Below are 18,756 nucleotides of genomic sequence, written 5' to 3'. Positions count from 1 at the left end.
CGGATCAAAATATCACCGCCGTGTAGGATCCTTAGGATCGAGAACCTCTGGTGGTGGAGGTCGTGTGCATCCCGGGCGCAAGATGCCGGGACATATGGGCCATCAACGGGTCACGACGTTGCGGGTGCGAGTGGTGAAGGTCGACAGTGACCGGAATCTTCTCTTGATTCGCGGCTCGGTACCGGGTCCTAAAGGTTCATTGGTGATGGTGCGCGAATCAGTGCGTAACAAGAAAGGAGCCGTCTGATGCCAACCGTTAATGTGTACAATCTTTCGGGGGAAGTCGTCGGCGAGATGGAATTGTCCGAGCGGGTCTTTGAATCTCCGGTAAACATTGCCTTGCTCCATCAAGCCGTTGTGGTGCATCAAGCCAATCAGCGGGCTGGCCGTGCGGAGACTAAGACGCGAAGCCAGGTTCGTGGTGGCGGCCGTAAGCCTTGGCGTCAAAAGGGTACTGGTCGGGCTCGGGCGGGCACGACGCGTGCTCCTCACTGGCGGCATGGGGGAGTGGCCTTTGGTCCCCACGCCCGTGACTTTAGCATGAAGTTTCCTCGCAAGATGCGGCGAGCCGCTATTCGGCAAGCTCTGTCGGCGAAGTTTCGGGACCAGGAACTGACCATAGTGGACAGTCTGAAAACCTCAGAGTCTCGCACGCGCCTTATGTTGGAAGCGTTAGACAAATTGCAGTTGGGCCGTAACGTGCTTTTTGTGACGGCGGAGCCCGAAAATGGGCTAAAGCTTTCGGTGCGTAACCTGAAAGATGTGACCACAACGACAGCACAAAGTCTTAACGTATACAACTTACTGAAGTATCACCGTTTAGTGCTCGATAAGAGTGCGGTGGCGGCGGTGGAAGGGGTGTTCGCCGGATGAGTCCCTATGACGTCCTGAAGCGGCCGATTATTACCGAGGCCAGCACCGACGCAATGGAATTGAATAAATACACGTTTGAGGTGGATGCACGGGCCAATAAGGTGCAGATTCGTCGAGCGGTGGAAGAAATCTTTAAGGTGCGTGTCACCAAAGTGAACACCATGTGGGTGCCGGGTAAGACCAAACGCCGCGGATACTCTGTCGGCCGGACTCCCGAAAAGAAAAAGGCCATTGTGACGTTGGCGCCTGGTGACACGATTGAGATTTTTGAAGGGGTATAACGAAGGAGGAGGGTAATATGCCAGTACGCAAAATGAAACCGACCTCCCCCGGAGTTCGGCAGATGACAGTCTCCACCTTTTCGGAGATCACAAAGAAGAAACCGGAAAAGTCCTTGACACAGGGCATGCACCGTAAGGCTGGCCGAAACCACTATGGGCGCATTACGGTACGTCATCGTGGCGGTGGAACAAAGCGTCTTTATCGCGTGATTGACTTTAAGCGACAGAAACTGAATGTCCCAGCGACGGTACTCGCCATAGAATATGACCCCTTTCGTACGGCGCGGATTGCTCTTTTAGAGTACGCCGACGGCGAAAAGTCCTATATATTGGCACCGCTTGGTTTAAAGGTGGGGGATTCGGTGCAAGCCGGACCGGGATCTGACATTAAGCCAGGCAACGCCCTATTGCTGCAGGATATCCCAGTGGGAACGGTGGTTCATGCCGTTGAAATGCATCCCGGGCGCGGCGCCCAGTTGGCGCGCTCCGCAGGAACCTCGGCCCAACTCGCAGCCCGTGAAGGACGCTACGCGCTTTTGCGGTTGCCCTCTGGGGAGTTGCGTCGGGTACCGACGCAGTGCATGGCCACGGTGGGGCAAGTGGGAAATGTGGAACATGAGAACATTACCATCGGAAAAGCAGGTCGCAATCGTTGGCTGGGAAAGCGTCCCTCCGTTCGAGGAGTGGTAATGAACCCGGTCGACCACCCGCACGGCGGTGGTGAAGGTAAAGCCCCGATCGGACGCAAGCACCCTGTAACCCCATGGGGCAAGCCCGCTCTCGGTAAGAAGACTAGGAAAAAGCGAAAGGCTTCGGATCGATTAATTGTCCGACGCCGGAAGTAGGAGGCGAAACATGGGTCGTTCGGTAAAAAAGGGACCTTATATCCAAGAGAGCCTCTTAAAGAAAGTTGAGGCGCAAAATGGTCGCAATGAACATCGTGTCATAAAAACCTGGGCGCGTTCCTCGACGATTGTGCCAGACATGGTTGGACACACCATCGCGGTCCATGATGGGCGACGTCACGTTCCCATCTATATTAGTGAAGAAATGGTCGGTCATAAGTTGGGAGAGTTTGCGCCTACCCGTACATTCAAGGGTCACGCGGACAAGTCCGAACGTTCGACCGGCGTGCGATAGGGGGAGACGCAAATGGCAGACGTAGGAGAAGCACGGGCGCATGTACGCCACGTTCGAATTGCGCCTCGGAAAGTGCGTATCGTGGTCAATCTTATTCGCGGTAAAAATATTCGCGATGCTGAGGCCATTCTTCGGCACACCCCCAAGCGAGCTTCGAAAGTAGTGGCGAAGCTGATTCAAAGCGCAGCGGCCAATGCCCAGAATAATCACGACCTCGACCCGGGCGATTTATTTGTTTCAGAGATTTGGGTTGATGGAGGTCCGATTCTGAAGAGGATTCATCCGCGTAGTCGGGGACAGGCGTTTCCGATTATGAAGCGCACCAGTCACATCTCCGTGGTACTACGTCCACGGCACCAGAGTTAAGGGGGGAAGAGCGTGGGGCAAAAGATCCATCCAAAGGGATTTAGACTAGGTATCGTTAAAGCATGGGATTCACGTTGGTACAGCGCCGAAAAGGCTGCCCCGGAGCTCATCGGTGAAGACTTTAAGATTCGTCGCTATGTGAAAAAGCGTCACTATAATGCTGGGGTGTCGCGGGTCGAGATAGAGCGTAGCGCGGGCAGCAAGCTTAAAGTGACGGTGCACACCGGCAAACCGGGAATGGTGATTGGCAAGGGCGGCGTTGGCGTCGAGCAGCTGAAAAAGGATCTTGAAGCGCTCTCGAAGAAGCAGGTTAATCTCAATATTGTGGAAGTAAAATCGCCTGAGACGGATGCTCAATTGGTGGCGGAATCGGTTGCGAGCCAACTGGAAAAGCGCATTGCCTTTAAGCGAGCGATGAAACAGTCGGTGCAGCGGGCGATGCGGCAGAATGCCAAGGGCATCAAGATTATGGTGAGTGGTCGTTTGGGTGGCGCGGAAATTGCCCGGCGCGAATGGACTTGGGAAGGGTCTATTCCATTGCATACGCTGCGTGCTGACATCGACTATGGATTTGCTGAAGCACACACCACCTACGGTGTTATCGGAGTGAAAGTATGGATTTATAAGGGTCAGGTGTTGCCGGGCCGGGTAGCACGTCCAGCAGCCGGATCGGAAGGAGGGCGCTAGGGTGTTACAGCCGAAACGCACAAAATATCGCAAAATGCACCGCGGACGTATGAAGGGTAAGGCCCATCGTGGCAATACCTTGAGTTTTGGAGAGTACGGTCTGCAGGCGTTGGAGCCGGCATGGATTACCGATCGTCAGATTGAGGCCGCACGTGTGGCTTTAACCCGATATATTCGCCGTGGAGGGAAAGTGTGGATTACCATTTTTCCCGACAAGCCTGTGACCAAAAAGCCGGCGGAAACGCGGCAGGGCTCTGGGAAAGGCAATGTGGAGTTTTGGGTGGCGGTCGTGAAGCCGGACCGCATTATGTTTGAGCTCGCCGGCGTTCCCGAAGAGGTAGCTCGGGAGGCCATGCGGCTAGCGGCTCACAAGCTCCCCATCCGGACCCGGTTTGTAAAGCGAGAAGAGTCAGGAGAGAATGCGCATGAAGCCTAAGGAACTGAGAGATCTGTCGCAAGACGAGCTCACGGCGCAATTAAAAACCTTAAAAGAACAGCTGTTCCGGTTGCGTTTTCAATTAGCGACGGCGCAATTGGAGAACCCCATGCGTATCCGCCAGGTGAAGAAAGATATCGCTCGGGTGCATACCATTCTGCGTGAACGTGAGTTGCACGAGAATGCAAGATAAGGGGGGGGAACATGGCTGAGGCACAAGGGAAGCGCAAGCTCCGTGAGGGAGTGGTTGTCAGCGACAAGATGAATAAGACAGTCGTGGTAGCGGTAGAGTCATTGGTATCGCATCCGATGTACGGACGTCGTATTCGTCGCACTAAGCGGTATAAGGCACACGACGAGAACAACACGTGCAAAACAGGTGATCGGGTGCGCATTGAGGAGACGAGACCGCTATCGAAAGACAAGAACTGGCGGGTTGTGGATATTTTAGGCCACCAAAAAGACTAAGTGTTGGTGAGGAAAGGAGGATAACCCGATGATCCAGCCGCAAACGCGTTTGCGGGTCGCCGATAATACCGGAGCGAAGGAACTTATGTGTATCCGGGTATTGGGAGGCTCTTATCGCAAATACGGTAATATTGGTGATGTGATTGTGTGTGCTGTTAAATCCGCTTCGCCCGGGGGCGTGGTCAAGAAGGGCGATGTGGTGAAGGCGGTCATCGTTCGCACCAAGACTGGGTGCAATCGCACTGACGGTTCACACATTAAATTTGATGAGAACGCGGCCGTGATTTTGCGTGGGGATGATAAAGAGCCCCGCGGGACGCGTATTTTTGGACCTGTGGCGCGTGAACTGCGCGAGCGCGATTACATGAAGATTATCTCGCTAGCCCCGGAAGTCCTATAGGGCACAAGAGAGAGAGGAGGGACGAGGGTGCACGTAAAGAAAGGCGATTTGGTTAAGGTTATTGCAGGCCGTGAAAAGGGCAAAGAGGGACGGATTATCGAATCGCGACCCAAGGAGAGCCGGGTGATAGTTGAGAAGCTCAATTTGGTCAAGCGACACCAAAAACCGACTGAGGCGATGCCGGAAGGTGGCATTATTACCAAAGAAGCTCCCATCCACGTCTCCAATGTCATGATTATTTGCAAGTCCTGCAAAAAGCCCACCCGTATCGCGAAAAAGATTCAAGATGACGGAAAAAAAGTTCGGGCGTGTAAGCATTGTGGGGCCACGCTTGATTAAGGGCGGAAAGGAATAAACAGACGATGGCAATTGAGTCGGCGTTGAAAGAGCGCTATCAGAGCGAAGTGATACCGGCCCTTATGGAGCGGTTTCATTATAAAAATCCCATGGAAGTGCCGAAAATCGCCAAGATTGTGGTGAACATGGGTGTGGGTGATGCAGTAGGAAATTCGAAAGCCATGGATTCGGCGGTGGATGATCTTACCCGGATTACGGGCCAGAAGCCGTTGGTGACGCGGGCGAAGAAGTCAATCGCTTCTTTTAAGATTCGTGAAAACATGCCTATTGGGGCGAAGGTAACCCTCAGAGGGCAACGGATGTACGACTTTCTTGAAAAGTTGTTCTATATTGCCCTACCCCGCGTGCGGGACTTTCGGGGATTATCTACCCGAGGATTTGACGGGCGGGGCAGCTATACGTTAGGGATTCGCGAACAGATTATTTTTCCAGAGGTCGATTACGATAAGGTTGATAAATTGCGCGGTATGGACATCACCTTGGTGACTACAGCGAACACCGATGAAGAGGCACAGGTGTTGCTCACAATGCTGGGGATGCCCTTGCAGCAGCACCGATAAGGAGGGCGATTATGGCCAAAAAATCACTCATTGCCAAAGCCAAGCGCAAGCAGAAATTTGGTGTAAGACAGTATCATCGTTGCCAACTGTGTGGGCGGCCCCACGGGTATTTACGGGACTTCGGGCTCTGTCGGCTATGTTTTCGGCAATTAGCGCATCAAGGAGAAATTCCGGGCGTGCGTAAGGCGAGTTGGTAACGAAAGGAAAGGAGGATCGTCGTGACTGATCCCATTGCGGACATGTTAACGCGCATTCGCAACGCCAATGTTGTGTATCGCGAGGTAGTGGATGTACCAGGGTCGCGTATGAAGCGGGCTTTGGCTCACATTCTCAAAGAAGAGGGTTTTATTCGCGAGTTTGAAATTGTCGAGGACGGCAAACAAGGTGTGATCCGAATGCACTTGAAATACGGTGCCAATCGGGAGCGTGTCATTAGTGGACTGAAGCGGATTAGCCGGCCGGGTCTTAGAGTGTACGCCGGAAGCGATGAGTTGCCCCGAGTACTCGGTGGTCTAGGCATCGCGATTTTGTCGACGTCACATGGCGTAATGACCGAAAAGCGCGCGCGCGAAGAGCATATCGGCGGCGAGGTATTGTGCTACGTATGGTAGCCGACCGGACGAAGGAGGAAGGGTAGCATGTCACGGATAGGAAAGGTGCCCATTACCATACCAAGTGGTGTGGAAGTCCAGTTGGATGGACAGCGGGTGACAGTGAAGGGCGCCCGCGGCACGTTGGAGCGCACCCTGCGGCCGGAAGTGCGACTTGAAATTGAGGGTACTACGTTGCGAGTCGTGCCTATTGATGACAGTGGTGCGGCGCGCGCTCAATGGGGACTGTGGCGGACATTAGTGTCCAATATGGTTGAAGGGGTCTCGAAAGGCTTCGAAAAGCACTTGGAACTGGCGGGCGTTGGATACCGAGCGTCAAAGCAGGGGCAGAAATTGGTATTGACGGTCGGGTTTTCCCACCCGGTGAACATTGAACCGCCCGAGGGCATCGAATTTGACGTCCCCAATCCGACCAACGTGATGGTCAGGGGATACGATCGCGAAGTGGTGGGCGAAATTGCTGCCAAGATTCGTGGTGTACGGCCCCCGGAACCATATAAAGGCAAGGGTATCCACTATAAGGGCGAAAGAATTCGACGTAAGGTCGGAAAGACCGGAAAGAAGTGAGGGATTAAACGTGTACAAGCGATTTGACAGGAACGCGGCACGTCGAAAGCGCCATTTGCGTATTCGTGGCAAGGTCAAAGGGACTACCGAGCGTCCGCGCCTTAATGTCTTTCGATCCAACCTAAACATTTACGCGCAGGTGATTGACGATACGGTCGGCAAGACGATTGCCCAAGCGTCGACGCAGGAAGCGGCATTACGAAGTCAGCCAGGACGTCTTACGATTGCTAAGGCTACAGAGGTCGGACGTCTCGTGGCAGAGCGAGCGATTGAACGCGGCGTGAAAGCCGTTGTGTTTGATCGGGGCGGCTATCGCTATCATGGACGTGTCAAGGCTCTCGCTGATGCAGCGAGAGACGCGGGACTAGACTTCTAGATAAGGAGGCAAACATGGCACGAGGACAAACACAACCGGGCGACGATAAGCGTGGCGCGGGCGAATTTAAAGAAAAAGTTGTGGCCATCAATCGTGTGGCTAAAGTGGTCAAGGGAGGCCGGCGATTTAGCTTTAGTGCGCTGGTGGTGGTAGGCGACGAGAATGGCAAAGTGGGCGTGGGCTTAGGGAAGGCGGCAGAAATTCCAGAAGCCATTCGCAAGGGGATCGAGGACGCTAAGAAGCACATGATTGTGGTGCCGCGTCTGGGTACGACCATTCCGCACCAAGTTATTGGCACGTTTGGAGCTGGGAGAGTGCTGCTTAAACCAGCTGCTCCGGGTACTGGAGTGATTGCCGGCGGCGCAGTACGTGCAGTCCTAGAGGCGGCAGGGATTCGGGATGTGCTGAGCAAGTCGCTAGGAACGGCGAACCCCAACAACGTGGTTGCCGCTACCATGCAGGGATTAAAGGAGCTTAAGAGTGCTCACCACGTGGCGAAGCTCCGCGGCCTTACCTTGCAGCAGGTGTTAGGGGGGGCACACCATGGCTAGGATTCGTATTACATTGGTTAAGAGTCCTATTGGCTATGCGGAGGAACAAAAGGCGACTGTGAAGTCCTTGGGTCTCGGCAAAATGTGGCGTACAGTAGAGCATGACGATAATCCCTCTATCCGCGGAATGGTGCATAAGGTGCGCCATCTCGTGCATGTGGAAGAGGTTGAGGAAGGAAGAGAGTAAATGCGACTCAATGACTTACGACCGGCAGCAGGATCGCATCAGAAGAAAACTCGTCGTGGGCGTGGACTGGGATCGGGACTCGGTAAGACCGCAGGCCGAGGCCATAAGGGTCAAAAAGCACGTTCAGGTGGCTCTATTCGGCCCGGGTTTGAAGGCGGACAGATGCCGTTGCAACGGCGTTTGCCGAAGCGTGGTTTCAAAAATCCGTTTCGGGTCGAGTTCGAAGTGGTGAACTTGGCTGAATTGAATCAGTTTGAGCCGGGCACTGTCGTCACAGTGGCGTTATTGCGGGAGCATCGCTTGGTGCGCCGTAGTCTCCCCGTGAAAATTCTCGGCGACGGTGAGATCAGTCACGCGCTAGTGATTCAGGCGAACGCCTTCTCTAAGTCTGCCAAGGAGAAAATTGAGGCGGCTTCGGGACGGGCAGAGGTGATTTAAGTGGCCCAAAATGCCATGGGGGCACTTAGAGGCTCTCAATTGATGAAGCGACTGTTGTTTACCCTGGGGATGCTGGTGGTGTTCCGGATTGGAGCTCACATCCCGATTCCCGGGGTAAATGCGACTGTCATTCAGGCGCTATTTAAGCAGGGGGCAAGCATCTTTGCTTTGCTGAACCTGTTTAGTGGGGGTGCCACGGCGACACTGTCCATTTTCGCTCTGAGTATCATCCCCTATATCAATGCGAGTATTATTATGCAACTGATGACGGTGGTTATTCCCACCGTGGAAGAGTGGGGCAAAGAGGGCGAAGAGGGCCAGAAGAAGATGGCGCGGGTGACTCGGTGGCTGTCTGTGGGTATTGGATTCCTCCAGTCGGTGGGCGTATCGTATTACTTGTATCGCTATACGTCGTCCAGTGGACAACATGTCTATATACATCACAATATCGCGTCGCTGTTTTTCACGGCTATCTTGCTATTGGCGGGTTCCACGTTCTTGATGTGGATCGGCGAGCAAATTACCGACAAGGGCGTAGGTAATGGGATTTCGCTCTTGGTCATGTTCGGAATCGTTTCCCGCTTGCCCTATGGGATAGAGACTCTCGCGCAGTATGTCACCGCCGGAGTGCTCAGTATTCCTAAGCTGGTCATATTCCTGATTGTGGCGCTGATTATTATTGCGGCCGTGGTGTATGTGAATGAGGGGCAGCGGAAGGTTCCGGTACAGTATCCGAAACGCGTGGTGGGACGGCGAATTTATCAGGGACAAAACACACATTTGCCGATCCGGGTTAATCAGGCCGGGGTGATTCCGGTGATTTTCGCGATTTCGCTGCTCATTTTGCCGGTCACGATTTCTCAGTTCTTTAAGGGAAATTGGGTGACGGTATTTAATCACTATTTTGGGTTCACGGCCCCCCTGTACATTATTCTTGAGTTTTTGTTGGTCGTGGTATTCACCTTCTTTTATACCCAAGTAGTGTTTAAAGTGGATGATGTGGCTGATAATCTGAAAAAGGCGGGCGGGCATATTCCAGGAATTCGCCCAGGCCGTCCGACGGCAGACTATCTGGCACGGGTGAGTGGGCGCTTAACCTTTGTGGGTGCGGTATTCCTTGGTATTGTGGCCATCTTGCCAAGTTTTATGACTATGGCCATGGGCATCAATATGTATTTTGGGGGCACATCCTTACTGATTATTGTGGGAGTGTCGCTAGATACATTGAAGCAGATGCAGGCACAAATGGTCATGCAACAATATCAAGGATTTATGAAATAGGGGGATACAGATGCAACTAGTGCTGCTTGGACCCCCGGGGTCAGGAAAAGGAACACAGGCCAAGCTGCTTGCCCAGGCGCTTAACGTACCGCATGTCTCCACCGGAGATATTTTTCGTAAGAATCTCAGTGAGGGTACCGAACTGGGACGCACTGCGCAGAGGTATTTGAACGCAGGGACCCTAGTCCCTGATGACATTACTGAGCGTATGGTGCGAGGTCGTCTCGAAGAGCGGGATGCCGAGTTGGGCTTTATCTTGGATGGGTTTCCTCGCAACGTGTCTCAGGGAGAGCACTTTGGCCACATGCTTGACGAGTTGGGGCGGCAGCTCACGGCCGTGATATATCTACGGGTGCGCTCGTCGGTGTTGATTGAGCGCATTACGGGGCGCCGAGCCTGCCCGAATTGCGGCGCTACGTATCATATTGCCATGAACCCTCCGCGAGAAAGTGGCATATGTGATGTGTGTGGTACAGCGCTCGTGCAGCGTCAAGATGATTCTGAGGAGACGGTTTCGACCCGTCTTCAGGTGTACGAATCCGAGACGGCGCCGTTGGTGGCCTTGTATCAGGCCCAGGGACTTTTGGCGGAGTTTGACGGCGAACAGTCGGTGTCGCAAATAACGGCAGCGGTGGAAAAATACTTGGAGGCTTTCCGTGATTGAACTCAAAAGTGCCCGAGATCGGGAGAAGATGCGGCATGCAGGGCAGGTCGTGGCCGAAGTGCTGGCTATCTTGCGCCAGTCGGTTCGACCGGGAATGACCACGCGCGATCTCGACGTGATTGCGGACCAAGAAATTCGCGCTCGCGGTGGAGATCCTGTGTTCAAGGGCTATAATGGTTATCCCGCGAGCGTGTGCATTTCCATCAATGAACAGGTAGTGCACGGGATTCCCGGCGATCGGGTAGTACAACCCGGGGACCTTGTGAGCATTGATCTGGGGGCCACGGTGGAGGGTTTTGTTGGTGACTCGGCCCTCAGTCTCTTCGTCGGAGAGCCTCCTAGTGCACAGGCCGCGGAATTACTGCGCGTGACCGAAGAGGCACTCTATCAAGGGATTAATGCAGCACGTGTTGGCGAACGACTGGGCGATATTGGTGCTGCGGTACAAACGTATGTGGAATCCCACGGATTTTCTGTGGTGCGGGACTTCGTGGGCCATGGGATTGGACGACAGATGCACGAGGATCCTCAGGTACCCAATTATGGGACCCGAGGTCGTGGAATGCTTTTGCGGCCCGGTTTAGCTATTGCTATTGAGCCAATGGTTAATGTTGGAGGACATGAGGTCGACGTCCTCCATGATGGATGGACCGTCGTCACGAGAGATAAGAGCCTCTCGGCACACTTTGAGCACACCATTTTCATAAATGAAGATGGCCCAGAAATCCTGACTGCAATTTTGTGAGAAATCGGGTATAATGGATCGGATACTGTTGGGGATACTGTCGCTCGTGTTTGGGCAAAATTGTCAGTGCAGGAAGTTCATAGTGCGATGAGGGGGGAAATCTTTGGCGAAGGAAGACGCGATTGAGGTCGAGGGTACGGTTATCGAACCGTTGCCTAATGCGATGTTCCGAGTGGAATTATCCAATGGTCATAAAGTTTTGGCCCACGTCTCAGGGAAGATCCGGATGCACTTTATTAAGATCTTACCCGGCGACAAGGTGACGATTCAACTGTCACCCTACGATTTAACGCGTGGTCGCATTACCTACCGTTATAAGTAGCGGGGAGGAAGTTCAGGAGAGGAGGAGATCGCATGAAGATTCGGGCGTCCGTGAAGCCGGTGTGTGAAAAGTGCAAGGTGATTAAGCGCCATGGGCGTGTAATGGTCATCTGCGAGAACCCCAAGCACAAGCAGGCGCAAGGATAAAGTTACCGTAAGAGAAGAAACGGCAAGGAGGATATTTGAGTGGCGCGTATCTCAGGAATTGATTTACCACGGGACAAGCGTGTTGAAGCGGCGTTGCCGTACATCTACGGCATTGGTTGGCCAGCATCACGTGTCATATTAGCAGAAAGTCAAGTCGACCCTGACACCCGAGTGCGAGATCTGACCGAAGACGAAGTGAGCCGAATCCGCGAGGTGATTGATCGCGATTGGCGCGTCGAAGGCGACTTGCGCCGCGAGGTGCAAATGAGTATCAAGCGACTTATTGATATTGGTTCATACCGAGGATTGCGGCATCGCCGCGGTTTGCCAGTGCGCGGTCAGCGCACGAAAACCAATGCACGCACGCGCAAGGGGCCGCGTCGTACGGTGGGTGGCAAGAAGAAGAAGTAAGGTCTTTTAGTAGCGATTCTACTGGTAGTCTGAATTAGTTTAGGGAGGGGTTTCTGGCCATATGCCAACGCGTCGTACAGCAAGGACAAAGCGTCGTGATCGTCGTCACGTCGACCGAGGAACAGCGCATATTCGTTCGACCTTTAATAATACAATCGTGACCATTACTGATACCCAGGGAAACACCCTATCGTGGGCGTCCGCGGGAGGCTCAGGATTCAAGGGATCGCGTAAGAGCACGCCATTTGCGGCGCAATTAGCGGCCGAGACGGCGGCCAAAGGGGCCATGGAATATGGCCTTAAAGAAGTCGAGGTGCTGGTCAAAGGACCAGGATCGGGTCGAGAGGCCGCTATTCGGTCCCTACAGTCAGCAGGACTTGAGGTTAGCATGATTAAAGATGTGACCCCAATTCCGCACAATGGATGTCGACCGCCGAAGCGGCGTCGAGTTTAGCATACAGAAAGGAAGGAGGCGCACACAATGGCACGATATACAGGACCCGTTTGTAAGTTATGTCGACGGGAAGGAACCAAATTGTATTTGAAGGGTGAAAAGTGTTTCACCGATAAGTGTGCAGTGGTGAGACGGCCGTTTCCACCCGGACAGCACGGACAAGGGCGCCGTAAACTTTCTGAGTACGGGGTACAGTTGCGAGAAAAGCAAAAGGCACGCCGGACCTACGGGGTCATGGAGGGCCAATTTGCCCGGTACTTCGAGAAAGCAGAGCGGCGGGAAGGCGTCACTGGTGAGGTGCTGTTGCAGGCCTTAGAGCGTCGTTTGGACAATGTCGTGTATCGGTTGGGACTTGCGTCATCGCGAGCTGAGGCACGGCAATTGGTCCGGCACAATCACTTCCAGGTGAATGGACGACGAGTGAATATTCCTTCGTTCTCCGTCAAGCCCGGTGATGTTATCGAAGTACGAGAGGCGAGTCGGCAAAAGCCACGATTTAAGCAGATGGCTGAGATTACCTCACGGTTAGTCCCAGCTTGGCTGGAAGTGAACTCGGAGGCCTTGCGTGGCACAGTTCTTCGTTTGCCCAACCGCGACGAGATTGATGCCCCAGTACAGGAGCAGTTGATTGTTGAGTGGTACTCACGCGTTTAGGTGAAACCTTGGGAGTTATCGAAAGGGGGCAAGGCCTGCTTGGGCGGGCTGGTGGAATGACCGAAATCGAGAAGCCGGAAATTCGACGGGTTGATGATGGCAATGAGCCTAATTATGGGCAGTTTGTGGTGGAACCTCTAGACAGGGGATATGGCATCACACTGGGTAATTCACTGAGGAGGATATTATTATCTTCGCTCCCTGGGACGGCGGTAACGTCTGTCCGGATTGAGGGCGTTCTTCATGAGTTTTCGGTCATTCCGGGCGTCCTGGAGGATACGGCGGACATTATACTCAATTTGAAGCGACTCGCTTTGAAATCGTGGTCCGATGATGTGAAAACCCTGCATGTAGACAAAGAGGGACCGTGCGAGGTGACGGCCGGAGACATCTTGGCCGATGCGGACGTGGATATTTTGGATCCCAGTCAGCACATTGCCTATGTTGACGAGGGGTCGCGGTTTTCGATGGAAATGACCATTGAGCGTGGCCGAGGCTATGTGCCTGCAGATAAGAATAAACGCTCGGACCAGGCGATCGGAGTGATCCCCGTAGACTCGATTTTTAGTCCTGTCGTCAAGGCGAACTGGCGGGTTGAGGATACCCGCGTGGGTCACAGAACGGACTACGATCGGTTGACTCTCGAGGTCTGGACTGATGGTTCATTGAGCCCCGAAGAAGCGGTCTCTATGGGCAGCAAGATTCTATCAGACCATTTGCGGCTGTTCGTGAACCTGACTGACGGCGTGCCTGGCGTGGAAATTGGCGTCGAGCGCGAAGAGGATAAGCGTGACCGGCTGTTAGAGATGCCGATTGAGGAATTGGACTTGTCAGTGCGCTCTTTCAATTGTCTTAAACGAGCGGGCATTAATACGGTGGGCGAACTGACCAACAAGTCCGACGAGGACATGATGAAAGTGCGTAACCTGGGGAAAAAGTCCCTTGAGGAAGTCAAGGAAAAGCTCGAAGGACTGGGGTTATCATTGCGGCCGTCTGAGGAGTAAATTGCGGCATACGTCGTGGACAGCTAAATTATTCGTTTAAAGGAGATAGAAGGATGCCTGGAAATCATCGCAAATTAGGTCGTAACGGCGGTCATCGTCGGGCCATGATGCGAAATCTGGTGACATCATTTCTTCGCGAAGAGCGCATTCAGACTACAGTGACGCGAGCGCGTGAGGTGAACCGCGTCGCGGAGCATATGATTACGCTAGGTAAAAAGGGAGATTTGGCGGCTCGCCGCCAAGCCTTGGCCTACATTCTGGATGAAGATGTTGTTACTAAGCTATTCGTTACCTTGGCACCACGGTACCAAGAGCGAACGGGTGGTTACACTCGGATTATGCGGACTGGTTTCCGCGATGGAGATGCTGCTCCGATGGCTATCTTGGAACTGGTGTAATCTTGGAACGCAATACGGGCGACACGGCACTGAGTGCTGTGTCGCCTTTGTCACCCGATGGTGAAACGACACGGCAACTGTCTCTAGTCGTCCGCTATGATGGTACGGAATACCACGGATTTCAACGTCAAGAGAATGCCGCGACGATTCAGGGGGAACTAGAACGGGTCTTGCGCGGATTATTCGGGCCCGGTGATGCCATCGGCGGGAGTCGGACAGACAGCGGGGTGCATGCTCGCGAGCAGATAGTGGTTTGGACAGGCGAGGTGACGGTGCCTTTGGAGCGCCTGGCGCGAGTGTTGAATTATCGATTGCCGAGGGACATCCAAGTGGTGGCCGTGGGACATTCGGCACGCGGATGGGACCCACGCCGGGCGCATGGTATTAAGCACTACGGCTACCGAATTTGGCGTGGATCGGCTCCTCCTCCTTTAGAATGGTATCGCTATGTATATTGGACTCAACGGCCGACTGATTGGGAGCAGTTGAGCGAACAGGCCACGAAGTTTATGGGGACCCATGACTTTTGTGCCTTTCGCACCGAGGGCTCTAGTGCCGGTACCACAACGCGGCATATTACGGAAAGTTACTGGACTCAGGACGCCGATGGTCTCCTATGGTGCTATCACGTTGCTGGTGATGGGTTTTTATACCGTATGGTCCGTCATATGGTGGGTGCGATGCTGAAGGCCGCGTCGCCCGAGGGGGACCGGAGCTTGATTGATCAGGGATTACTATATCCCCAGGTGAAGGTGACACCGCTTGCTCCGGCTGGTGGTCTCACCCTAGAGCGCATGATCTTGCAGGAGGAGGAGGTTCAGTATGTTTCGGGAAGTGGTGCTGGGGTTGGGAAACAACCCGATGGTGGAGGGGACAGTTAAACGGTATGGGATGCAGTTCGGGGCTGCGCGGTTTGTGGCAGGCAGTACCTTGCCCCAAGCTATTGAAAGAATACGAGAGATTAATAGTCGCGGAATCGCCGTGACATTGGATCACCTCGGTGAGGCAGAAAAGTATGAAGAGGCAGCTCTTGAGCACAAGGACAGCTATCTAGAGATGCTCTATGTCATCCAGAAAAGTGTGGTGAACGCCAATGTGTCCCTCAAGCTGACGATGATGGGTCTGGCTTTAAATGAGGATCTCGGACGGCAACACCTTATGGAGATTGTGGAAAAAGCGGCTAAGTATGATAACTTCGTGCGTATCGACATGGAGGATACGCCGTGGACGGATGTGACCCTTTCCCTGCTTGAGAACGCCTATGCTGCGTATCCAGGGCACGTGGGCGTTGTCTTACAGGCCTATCTCTATCGCACCATGGAGGATCTGAAGCGATTGTCCCATCCTCCCAAGAATTTCCGCATCGTCAAGGGAGCGTATATGGAGCCGGTATCGGTGGCATTCCCATCTAAACAGGATGTGGATGAGAATTATATCAGGCTGGTTCAGACATCCTTGGAATTAGGCAATTACACCGCGATTGCCACGCATGATGAGCAACTGATCGGACGGGTGCTCAAATTAATTCACGAACAAAATATTCCTTTTGATAGGTTTGAGTTTCAAATGCTTTATGGGGTAAAATTTTCATTGCTTGAAAGTCTAGCGCAGCAAGGTTATCGCACACGGGTTTATGTTCCTTATGGGGAAGACTGGTATGCGTATTATGTTCGGCGAATTGCCGAACGTCCCGCCAATCTCCTCTTTTTTGCTCGGGCCCTCATCGATAGGAAGTAGCCATGAGTGCGAGGACTGGGCGGGATGGCGTGACAGACCAAGAGATGGCATGTGATACATTTCACTGGAGGTGTAGATATGGCCGAACGCGATCAAGCGATAGATCGGTTAGATGCAATATTTAGTCGGATTAGTCGCATTTCAAGACGTCAGATGCCCGATGATACGTTAACGTTCGGACAGTTTGCGGTATTACGGATGTTATTTCAGCATGGACCCATGGCGATGGGAACAATTGCTGAGAGTCTCGGTATCTCTCTTGCCGGCGCAACCGGTATTATTGACCGGTTAGTGAATCAGGGTGTGGTTGACCGCACCCGAAGTCGTGAGGATCGGCGCGTAGTGTGGATTGATTTAAGTAGCGAGGGTCGCGAGCGGATGGTGGGATTACAAGGAGAGCGGCACCAAAAAATGCGCGACTTGTTAAAGCCGCTTCAGGCTGATGAAATCGAAACCTTGGTAGGTCTTTTAGAGCGGGTCGCGGAGAGTGCTGAACAACAGGGGCAGGCTGCAGAATAGAGTAAGCGCGGGGATGCTGGAAGTGGCCTTTCGGTCCCTACTCCGAACCATGTGTATGGTATGATGGGCTAAAACTACCCACTACCAGGGGGGCATGAAGATGAAAGTGGTCGTGACTGGCGCGAGCGGGTATATCGGTAAAGCGATCTTGTCAAGCCTAACAGGAAGCCATTACGATGTCATCGCACTCGCCAGGCATAGGTCGTCTTCGCAATCCAATGCGGTGATGTGGGAGGAAAAGGACGTTTTTTCGCCAGATCTGGCACGCACATTCACGGGTGCTGATGCCGTGGTACATTTGATTGGGATCATTCGAGAAGTCCCCGCGGAAGGGATCACCTTCCAACGGATGCATGTAGAAGCATCCCACCACGTGCTCGCGGCAATGCAAGAGGCTCATGTGAGTCGACTTATTCATATATCGGCCTTAGGAACTAGACCTCACGCGCACTCCCAGTATCATCGGACCAAATGGGACGCGGAGCAGGTGGTTCATTCCCATGATGAGCTTGTCTCCACCATTATTCGCCCATCGCTGGTATTTGGCGATGGCTCCCCTTTTTTTGCGATGTTAAGGCAACTGGCAGCACTTCCCGCAGTGCCCGTGCCCGGGGATGGCACGACCCTTTTTCAACCAGTCTATCGAGGCGACCTGGCGGCTCTCATTGCGGCATTAGTATCCGACTCATCGGCTGGTGGTCTCACGTTAGAAGTGGGAGGTCCAGAGCAATTTACCCTTAATGATTTATATAACATCATGGGGGACCAAATTCATCGTCGACATCCTCCCAAGATGCATATTCCTATGGGGGTAATGAGCACCTTGGCTCATCTTAGTCGGATTTTGCCTGTCCCCATTACCTCTGACCAGTTGGCCATGTTGACGGAACCCAACATTACCTCGGATACACGCTGGCTAAAGTGGGTAAGTTCCCCCCATTCTCTCGTAGCTGCGGGCGATAAAGTATAGTCAACGCTTGCTCGAGGATTGGGTTCTGAGAACAGCGACACTATGAACCAATTGACCCCTTTATCAAAAGAACAGGGTGGAGTCGCAGTGACCGACGCATCAGTATGGGGCGAGGACACCTGAGGACAGGGCTAAACGTAGGTTAGACCGCTTTTCGCAAAAGGAGTGGAAGAAGCCATGGCCTATGTCGTGGATTTTAAGAACGTATCGACAGTGGGCTTGGAAACGTCATCGGTGGCGTCGGCTCTCGCCGGATTACGCGCCAATGAGGCCCGGTATTTTATGAATAAATATCATCATCAGTTTACGGTCATCCCTGCCCAGCAAAGTCCGGAAATCGTGAGTTATGTCCAGAGAATTTTGAAAAATGAACGCAATATCGAGGTGTCAGCACCTCCGCTCGAAACGTCTTGCTTTCTCGTCGAGGACATCCAATGGACTTATGTATTTCACCAGGATGGTCTGGTGGTGAATGTTCTCTACACTGCGGATGAACCGAAGAAGCGGGCTGTCGGATTTAAACTGTCGCAGGGAATGGCGGTGCCGAAAGAGCTCGTAGAAAAATTCAAGTTTGCTACACAGAAGTCGAAACTTGCTGGCAATATTCGAGGGTCATACTTTGTAATTAAGGGAGAATACCTATGTCCTCCTGTTGAAAATGGTGATTAGTGGGTCAGATCGGATCCCCAAGGGACGCGGTCTGATTGGCGTCCGGTAATAACGTCACCATTCGACTAATACACGAGGCGATATCAGCCATTGGCCCGGGGTACTAGGATGTCCCATCATCCAATGACGGCACGCTCATATCCATATAGTGGCAGACTAATAAACTTTCATGACAGCATTGGAATGGCTCTCGTGCTGTTTGACGAGGAGCCTCTCTTATTCGCCCAACGGGGATACATTGGAGACCCACGGCGGCAAAAACGCGGCCTAAACCACGATGCGATCCGTTTAACAATTACGTGGTGGGCCGGCGCATGGAATATCCTGATCACCTTGTCATAGAAGGGTTTTTCACTACCCCCTTGGTAATCTAGTCATATCGCGTCCCGTCTTCCCTCAAAAATAAAAGTACTTGAACGGGGATTCGTTGCCTCAAAATTAAGGGTCCTTGAAAATCATAGCACGGGTGCCACGTGGGAGACAT

General features: G+C 53.1%; 34 protein-coding genes and 1 pseudogene. All 35 read left to right on the top strand.

What is annotated here, in order from left to right:
* Positions 1-247 (top strand): annotated as a pseudogene (gene rplC, locus ACOJWD_RS10055) (50S ribosomal protein L3); the annotation flags it as partial.
* On the top strand, positions 247-873 hold the full coding sequence (gene rplD / locus ACOJWD_RS10050) for a 50S ribosomal protein L4 (RefSeq protein WP_486993097.1): 627 nt from the start codon (positions 247-249) through the stop codon (positions 871-873). The pseudogene rplC and the gene rplD, both read left to right, overlap by 1 nt.
* Positions 870-1,154 (top strand): 50S ribosomal protein L23, encoded by a 285-nt coding sequence (gene rplW, locus ACOJWD_RS10045; protein WP_486993096.1) that lies wholly within the window; start codon positions 870-872, stop codon positions 1,152-1,154. The genes rplD and rplW overlap by 4 nt, the downstream gene beginning before the upstream one ends.
* Positions 1,155-1,171: 17 nt before the next feature.
* Positions 1,172-1,999 (top strand): 50S ribosomal protein L2, encoded by an 828-nt coding sequence (gene rplB / locus ACOJWD_RS10040; protein WP_486993095.1) that lies wholly within the window; start codon positions 1,172-1,174, stop codon positions 1,997-1,999.
* Between the two features lie 10 nt (positions 2,000-2,009).
* Positions 2,010-2,294: a 30S ribosomal protein S19 gene (gene rpsS, locus ACOJWD_RS10035; RefSeq protein ID WP_486993094.1), complete on the top strand. Its 285-nt coding sequence runs from the start codon at positions 2,010-2,012 to the stop codon at positions 2,292-2,294.
* 12 nt (positions 2,295-2,306) lie between these two features.
* The gene (gene rplV, locus ACOJWD_RS10030) at positions 2,307-2,660 is read left to right on the top strand and encodes a 50S ribosomal protein L22 (protein WP_486993093.1); all 354 of its coding nucleotides are present in this window, start codon (positions 2,307-2,309) and stop codon (positions 2,658-2,660) included.
* 12 nt (positions 2,661-2,672) lie between these two features.
* On the top strand, positions 2,673-3,347 hold the full coding sequence (rpsC, locus tag ACOJWD_RS10025; RefSeq protein WP_486993092.1) for a 30S ribosomal protein S3: 675 nt from the start codon (positions 2,673-2,675) through the stop codon (positions 3,345-3,347).
* Between the two features lies 1 nt (position 3,348).
* Complete coding sequence (gene rplP, locus ACOJWD_RS10020; protein ID WP_486993091.1) at positions 3,349-3,783, top strand: 50S ribosomal protein L16; 435 nt, start codon at positions 3,349-3,351, stop codon at positions 3,781-3,783.
* Positions 3,773-3,976, top strand: a complete 204-nt coding sequence (gene rpmC, locus ACOJWD_RS10015; protein WP_486993090.1) for a 50S ribosomal protein L29 — start codon at positions 3,773-3,775, stop codon at positions 3,974-3,976. Before rplP ends, rpmC begins: the two co-directional genes overlap by 11 nt.
* Positions 3,977-3,987: 11 nt before the next feature.
* Entirely contained in the window at positions 3,988-4,251 is a 264-nt protein-coding gene (gene rpsQ / locus ACOJWD_RS10010; RefSeq protein ID WP_486993089.1) for a 30S ribosomal protein S17, read from the top strand.
* A 28-nt stretch (positions 4,252-4,279) separates the two neighbouring features.
* On the top strand, positions 4,280-4,651 hold the full coding sequence (gene rplN, locus ACOJWD_RS10005; RefSeq protein WP_486993088.1) for a 50S ribosomal protein L14: 372 nt from the start codon (positions 4,280-4,282) through the stop codon (positions 4,649-4,651).
* Positions 4,652-4,678: 27 nt separating this feature from the next.
* Entirely contained in the window at positions 4,679-4,990 is a 312-nt protein-coding gene (rplX, locus tag ACOJWD_RS10000) for a 50S ribosomal protein L24 (RefSeq protein ID WP_486993087.1), read from the top strand.
* 23 nt (positions 4,991-5,013) lie between these two features.
* Complete coding sequence (rplE, locus tag ACOJWD_RS09995; protein ID WP_486993086.1) at positions 5,014-5,568, top strand: 50S ribosomal protein L5; 555 nt, start codon at positions 5,014-5,016, stop codon at positions 5,566-5,568.
* 11 nt (positions 5,569-5,579) lie between these two features.
* Positions 5,580-5,765 carry a type Z 30S ribosomal protein S14 gene (locus ACOJWD_RS09990; protein ID WP_486993085.1) on the top strand — a complete coding sequence of 62 codons (186 nt, stop codon included), beginning with the start codon at positions 5,580-5,582 and terminating at the stop codon, positions 5,763-5,765.
* A 15-nt stretch (positions 5,766-5,780) separates the two neighbouring features.
* Positions 5,781-6,179, top strand: a complete 399-nt coding sequence (gene rpsH, locus ACOJWD_RS09985) for a 30S ribosomal protein S8 (protein WP_486993099.1) — start codon at positions 5,781-5,783, stop codon at positions 6,177-6,179.
* A gap of 27 nt (positions 6,180-6,206) precedes the next feature.
* Positions 6,207-6,746 carry a 50S ribosomal protein L6 gene (gene rplF / locus ACOJWD_RS09980; RefSeq protein ID WP_486993084.1) on the top strand — a complete coding sequence of 180 codons (540 nt, stop codon included), beginning with the start codon at positions 6,207-6,209 and terminating at the stop codon, positions 6,744-6,746.
* A 10-nt stretch (positions 6,747-6,756) separates the two neighbouring features.
* A complete protein-coding gene (rplR, locus tag ACOJWD_RS09975; protein WP_486993083.1) occupies positions 6,757-7,122 on the top strand; it encodes a 50S ribosomal protein L18 in 366 nt (121 codons plus the stop codon).
* Between the two features lie 14 nt (positions 7,123-7,136).
* Positions 7,137-7,673, top strand: coding sequence for a 30S ribosomal protein S5 (gene rpsE / locus ACOJWD_RS09970; protein ID WP_486993082.1), 537 nt, complete (start codon positions 7,137-7,139; stop codon positions 7,671-7,673).
* Positions 7,666-7,860 carry a 50S ribosomal protein L30 gene (gene rpmD / locus ACOJWD_RS09965; protein ID WP_486993081.1) on the top strand — a complete coding sequence of 65 codons (195 nt, stop codon included), beginning with the start codon at positions 7,666-7,668 and terminating at the stop codon, positions 7,858-7,860. Before rpsE ends, rpmD begins: the two co-directional genes overlap by 8 nt.
* Positions 7,861-8,298 (top strand): 50S ribosomal protein L15, encoded by a 438-nt coding sequence (rplO, locus tag ACOJWD_RS09960; RefSeq protein WP_486993080.1) that lies wholly within the window; start codon positions 7,861-7,863, stop codon positions 8,296-8,298. It begins immediately after the preceding gene.
* Positions 8,299-9,579, top strand: a complete 1,281-nt coding sequence (secY, locus tag ACOJWD_RS09955; RefSeq protein ID WP_486993079.1) for a preprotein translocase subunit SecY — start codon at positions 8,299-8,301, stop codon at positions 9,577-9,579.
* A 10-nt stretch (positions 9,580-9,589) separates the two neighbouring features.
* Positions 9,590-10,243, top strand: coding sequence for an adenylate kinase (locus ACOJWD_RS09950; RefSeq protein WP_486993078.1), 654 nt, complete (start codon positions 9,590-9,592; stop codon positions 10,241-10,243).
* Positions 10,236-10,988, top strand: coding sequence for a type I methionyl aminopeptidase (gene map / locus ACOJWD_RS09945; RefSeq protein WP_486993077.1), 753 nt, complete (start codon positions 10,236-10,238; stop codon positions 10,986-10,988). Before ACOJWD_RS09950 ends, map begins: the two co-directional genes overlap by 8 nt.
* Before the next feature lie 103 nt (positions 10,989-11,091).
* Positions 11,092-11,310 carry a translation initiation factor IF-1 gene (gene infA / locus ACOJWD_RS09940; protein WP_486993076.1) on the top strand — a complete coding sequence of 73 codons (219 nt, stop codon included), beginning with the start codon at positions 11,092-11,094 and terminating at the stop codon, positions 11,308-11,310.
* A gap of 32 nt (positions 11,311-11,342) precedes the next feature.
* Positions 11,343-11,456, top strand: a complete 114-nt coding sequence (gene rpmJ, locus ACOJWD_RS09935; protein WP_486993075.1) for a 50S ribosomal protein L36 — start codon at positions 11,343-11,345, stop codon at positions 11,454-11,456.
* A 39-nt stretch (positions 11,457-11,495) separates the two neighbouring features.
* The gene (gene rpsM, locus ACOJWD_RS09930; RefSeq protein ID WP_486993074.1) at positions 11,496-11,867 is read left to right on the top strand and encodes a 30S ribosomal protein S13; all 372 of its coding nucleotides are present in this window, start codon (positions 11,496-11,498) and stop codon (positions 11,865-11,867) included.
* Positions 11,868-11,928: 61 nt separating this feature from the next.
* Positions 11,929-12,321, top strand: a complete 393-nt coding sequence (rpsK, locus tag ACOJWD_RS09925) for a 30S ribosomal protein S11 (RefSeq protein ID WP_486993073.1) — start codon at positions 11,929-11,931, stop codon at positions 12,319-12,321.
* 27 nt (positions 12,322-12,348) lie between these two features.
* Complete coding sequence (rpsD, locus tag ACOJWD_RS09920) at positions 12,349-12,975, top strand: 30S ribosomal protein S4 (RefSeq protein ID WP_486993072.1); 627 nt, start codon at positions 12,349-12,351, stop codon at positions 12,973-12,975.
* A gap of 56 nt (positions 12,976-13,031) precedes the next feature.
* Positions 13,032-13,979, top strand: a complete 948-nt coding sequence (locus ACOJWD_RS09915) for a DNA-directed RNA polymerase subunit alpha (RefSeq protein ID WP_486993098.1) — start codon at positions 13,032-13,034, stop codon at positions 13,977-13,979.
* A 53-nt stretch (positions 13,980-14,032) separates the two neighbouring features.
* Positions 14,033-14,377: a 50S ribosomal protein L17 gene (gene rplQ, locus ACOJWD_RS09910; RefSeq protein WP_486993071.1), complete on the top strand. Its 345-nt coding sequence runs from the start codon at positions 14,033-14,035 to the stop codon at positions 14,375-14,377.
* A gap of 2 nt (positions 14,378-14,379) precedes the next feature.
* The gene (locus tag ACOJWD_RS09905; RefSeq protein ID WP_486993070.1) at positions 14,380-15,258 is read left to right on the top strand and encodes a tRNA pseudouridine synthase A; all 879 of its coding nucleotides are present in this window, start codon (positions 14,380-14,382) and stop codon (positions 15,256-15,258) included.
* On the top strand, positions 15,200-16,114 hold the full coding sequence (locus ACOJWD_RS09900) for a proline dehydrogenase family protein (protein ID WP_486993069.1): 915 nt from the start codon (positions 15,200-15,202) through the stop codon (positions 16,112-16,114). The genes ACOJWD_RS09905 and ACOJWD_RS09900 overlap by 59 nt, the downstream gene beginning before the upstream one ends.
* 78 nt (positions 16,115-16,192) lie before the next feature.
* Positions 16,193-16,633, top strand: a complete 441-nt coding sequence (locus ACOJWD_RS09895; RefSeq protein ID WP_486993068.1) for a MarR family winged helix-turn-helix transcriptional regulator — start codon at positions 16,193-16,195, stop codon at positions 16,631-16,633.
* Positions 16,634-16,733: 100 nt separating this feature from the next.
* Positions 16,734-17,603 (top strand): NAD-dependent epimerase/dehydratase family protein, encoded by an 870-nt coding sequence (locus tag ACOJWD_RS09890; RefSeq protein ID WP_486993067.1) that lies wholly within the window; start codon positions 16,734-16,736, stop codon positions 17,601-17,603.
* 177 nt (positions 17,604-17,780) lie between these two features.
* Positions 17,781-18,272: a phage tail protein gene (locus ACOJWD_RS09885; protein ID WP_486993066.1), complete on the top strand. Its 492-nt coding sequence runs from the start codon at positions 17,781-17,783 to the stop codon at positions 18,270-18,272.
* Positions 18,273-18,756: the final 484 nt, after the last annotated feature.

The sequence above is a fragment of the Sulfobacillus sp. TH-112 genome (genome assembly GCF_057473405.1).
This window is presented reverse-complemented; position numbering and strand designations above follow the sequence as displayed.

Excerpts from the sequence above, each read along its gene's own strand:
- rpmD (WP_486993081.1), top strand. The coding sequence starts at position 7,666 with ATGGCTAGGATTCGTATTACATTGGTTAAGAGTCCTATTGGCTATGCG.
- rpsK (WP_486993073.1), top strand. The coding sequence starts at position 11,929 with ATGCCAACGCGTCGTACAGCAAGGACAAAGCGTCGTGATCGTCGTCAC.
- rplV (WP_486993093.1), top strand. The coding sequence starts at position 2,307 with ATGGCAGACGTAGGAGAAGCACGGGCGCATGTACGCCACGTTCGAATT.
- rplQ (WP_486993071.1), top strand. The coding sequence starts at position 14,033 with ATGCCTGGAAATCATCGCAAATTAGGTCGTAACGGCGGTCATCGTCGG.
- ACOJWD_RS09990 (WP_486993085.1), top strand. The coding sequence starts at position 5,580 with ATGGCCAAAAAATCACTCATTGCCAAAGCCAAGCGCAAGCAGAAATTT.
- rpmJ (WP_486993075.1), top strand. The coding sequence starts at position 11,343 with ATGAAGATTCGGGCGTCCGTGAAGCCGGTGTGTGAAAAGTGCAAGGTG.
- ACOJWD_RS09885 (WP_486993066.1), top strand. The coding sequence starts at position 17,781 with ATGGCCTATGTCGTGGATTTTAAGAACGTATCGACAGTGGGCTTGGAA.
- ACOJWD_RS09950 (WP_486993078.1), top strand. The coding sequence starts at position 9,590 with ATGCAACTAGTGCTGCTTGGACCCCCGGGGTCAGGAAAAGGAACACAG.
- rplW (WP_486993096.1), top strand. The coding sequence starts at position 870 with ATGAGTCCCTATGACGTCCTGAAGCGGCCGATTATTACCGAGGCCAGC.
- rpsE (WP_486993082.1), top strand. The coding sequence starts at position 7,137 with ATGGCACGAGGACAAACACAACCGGGCGACGATAAGCGTGGCGCGGGC.
- ACOJWD_RS09895 (WP_486993068.1), top strand. The coding sequence starts at position 16,193 with ATGGCCGAACGCGATCAAGCGATAGATCGGTTAGATGCAATATTTAGT.
- rpmC (WP_486993090.1), top strand. The coding sequence starts at position 3,773 with ATGAAGCCTAAGGAACTGAGAGATCTGTCGCAAGACGAGCTCACGGCG.
- ACOJWD_RS09890 (WP_486993067.1), top strand. The coding sequence starts at position 16,734 with ATGAAAGTGGTCGTGACTGGCGCGAGCGGGTATATCGGTAAAGCGATC.
- ACOJWD_RS09900 (WP_486993069.1), top strand. The coding sequence starts at position 15,200 with ATGTTTCGGGAAGTGGTGCTGGGGTTGGGAAACAACCCGATGGTGGAG.
- rplN (WP_486993088.1), top strand. The coding sequence starts at position 4,280 with ATGATCCAGCCGCAAACGCGTTTGCGGGTCGCCGATAATACCGGAGCG.
- rpsD (WP_486993072.1), top strand. The coding sequence starts at position 12,349 with ATGGCACGATATACAGGACCCGTTTGTAAGTTATGTCGACGGGAAGGA.
- rpsQ (WP_486993089.1), top strand. The coding sequence starts at position 3,988 with ATGGCTGAGGCACAAGGGAAGCGCAAGCTCCGTGAGGGAGTGGTTGTC.
- rplD (WP_486993097.1), top strand. The coding sequence starts at position 247 with ATGCCAACCGTTAATGTGTACAATCTTTCGGGGGAAGTCGTCGGCGAG.
- rpsS (WP_486993094.1), top strand. The coding sequence starts at position 2,010 with ATGGGTCGTTCGGTAAAAAAGGGACCTTATATCCAAGAGAGCCTCTTA.
- ACOJWD_RS09915 (WP_486993098.1), top strand. The coding sequence starts at position 13,032 with ATGACCGAAATCGAGAAGCCGGAAATTCGACGGGTTGATGATGGCAAT.
- rplF (WP_486993084.1), top strand. The coding sequence starts at position 6,207 with ATGTCACGGATAGGAAAGGTGCCCATTACCATACCAAGTGGTGTGGAA.
- rplE (WP_486993086.1), top strand. The coding sequence starts at position 5,014 with ATGGCAATTGAGTCGGCGTTGAAAGAGCGCTATCAGAGCGAAGTGATA.
- rplO (WP_486993080.1), top strand. The coding sequence starts at position 7,861 with ATGCGACTCAATGACTTACGACCGGCAGCAGGATCGCATCAGAAGAAA.
- rplB (WP_486993095.1), top strand. The coding sequence starts at position 1,172 with ATGCCAGTACGCAAAATGAAACCGACCTCCCCCGGAGTTCGGCAGATG.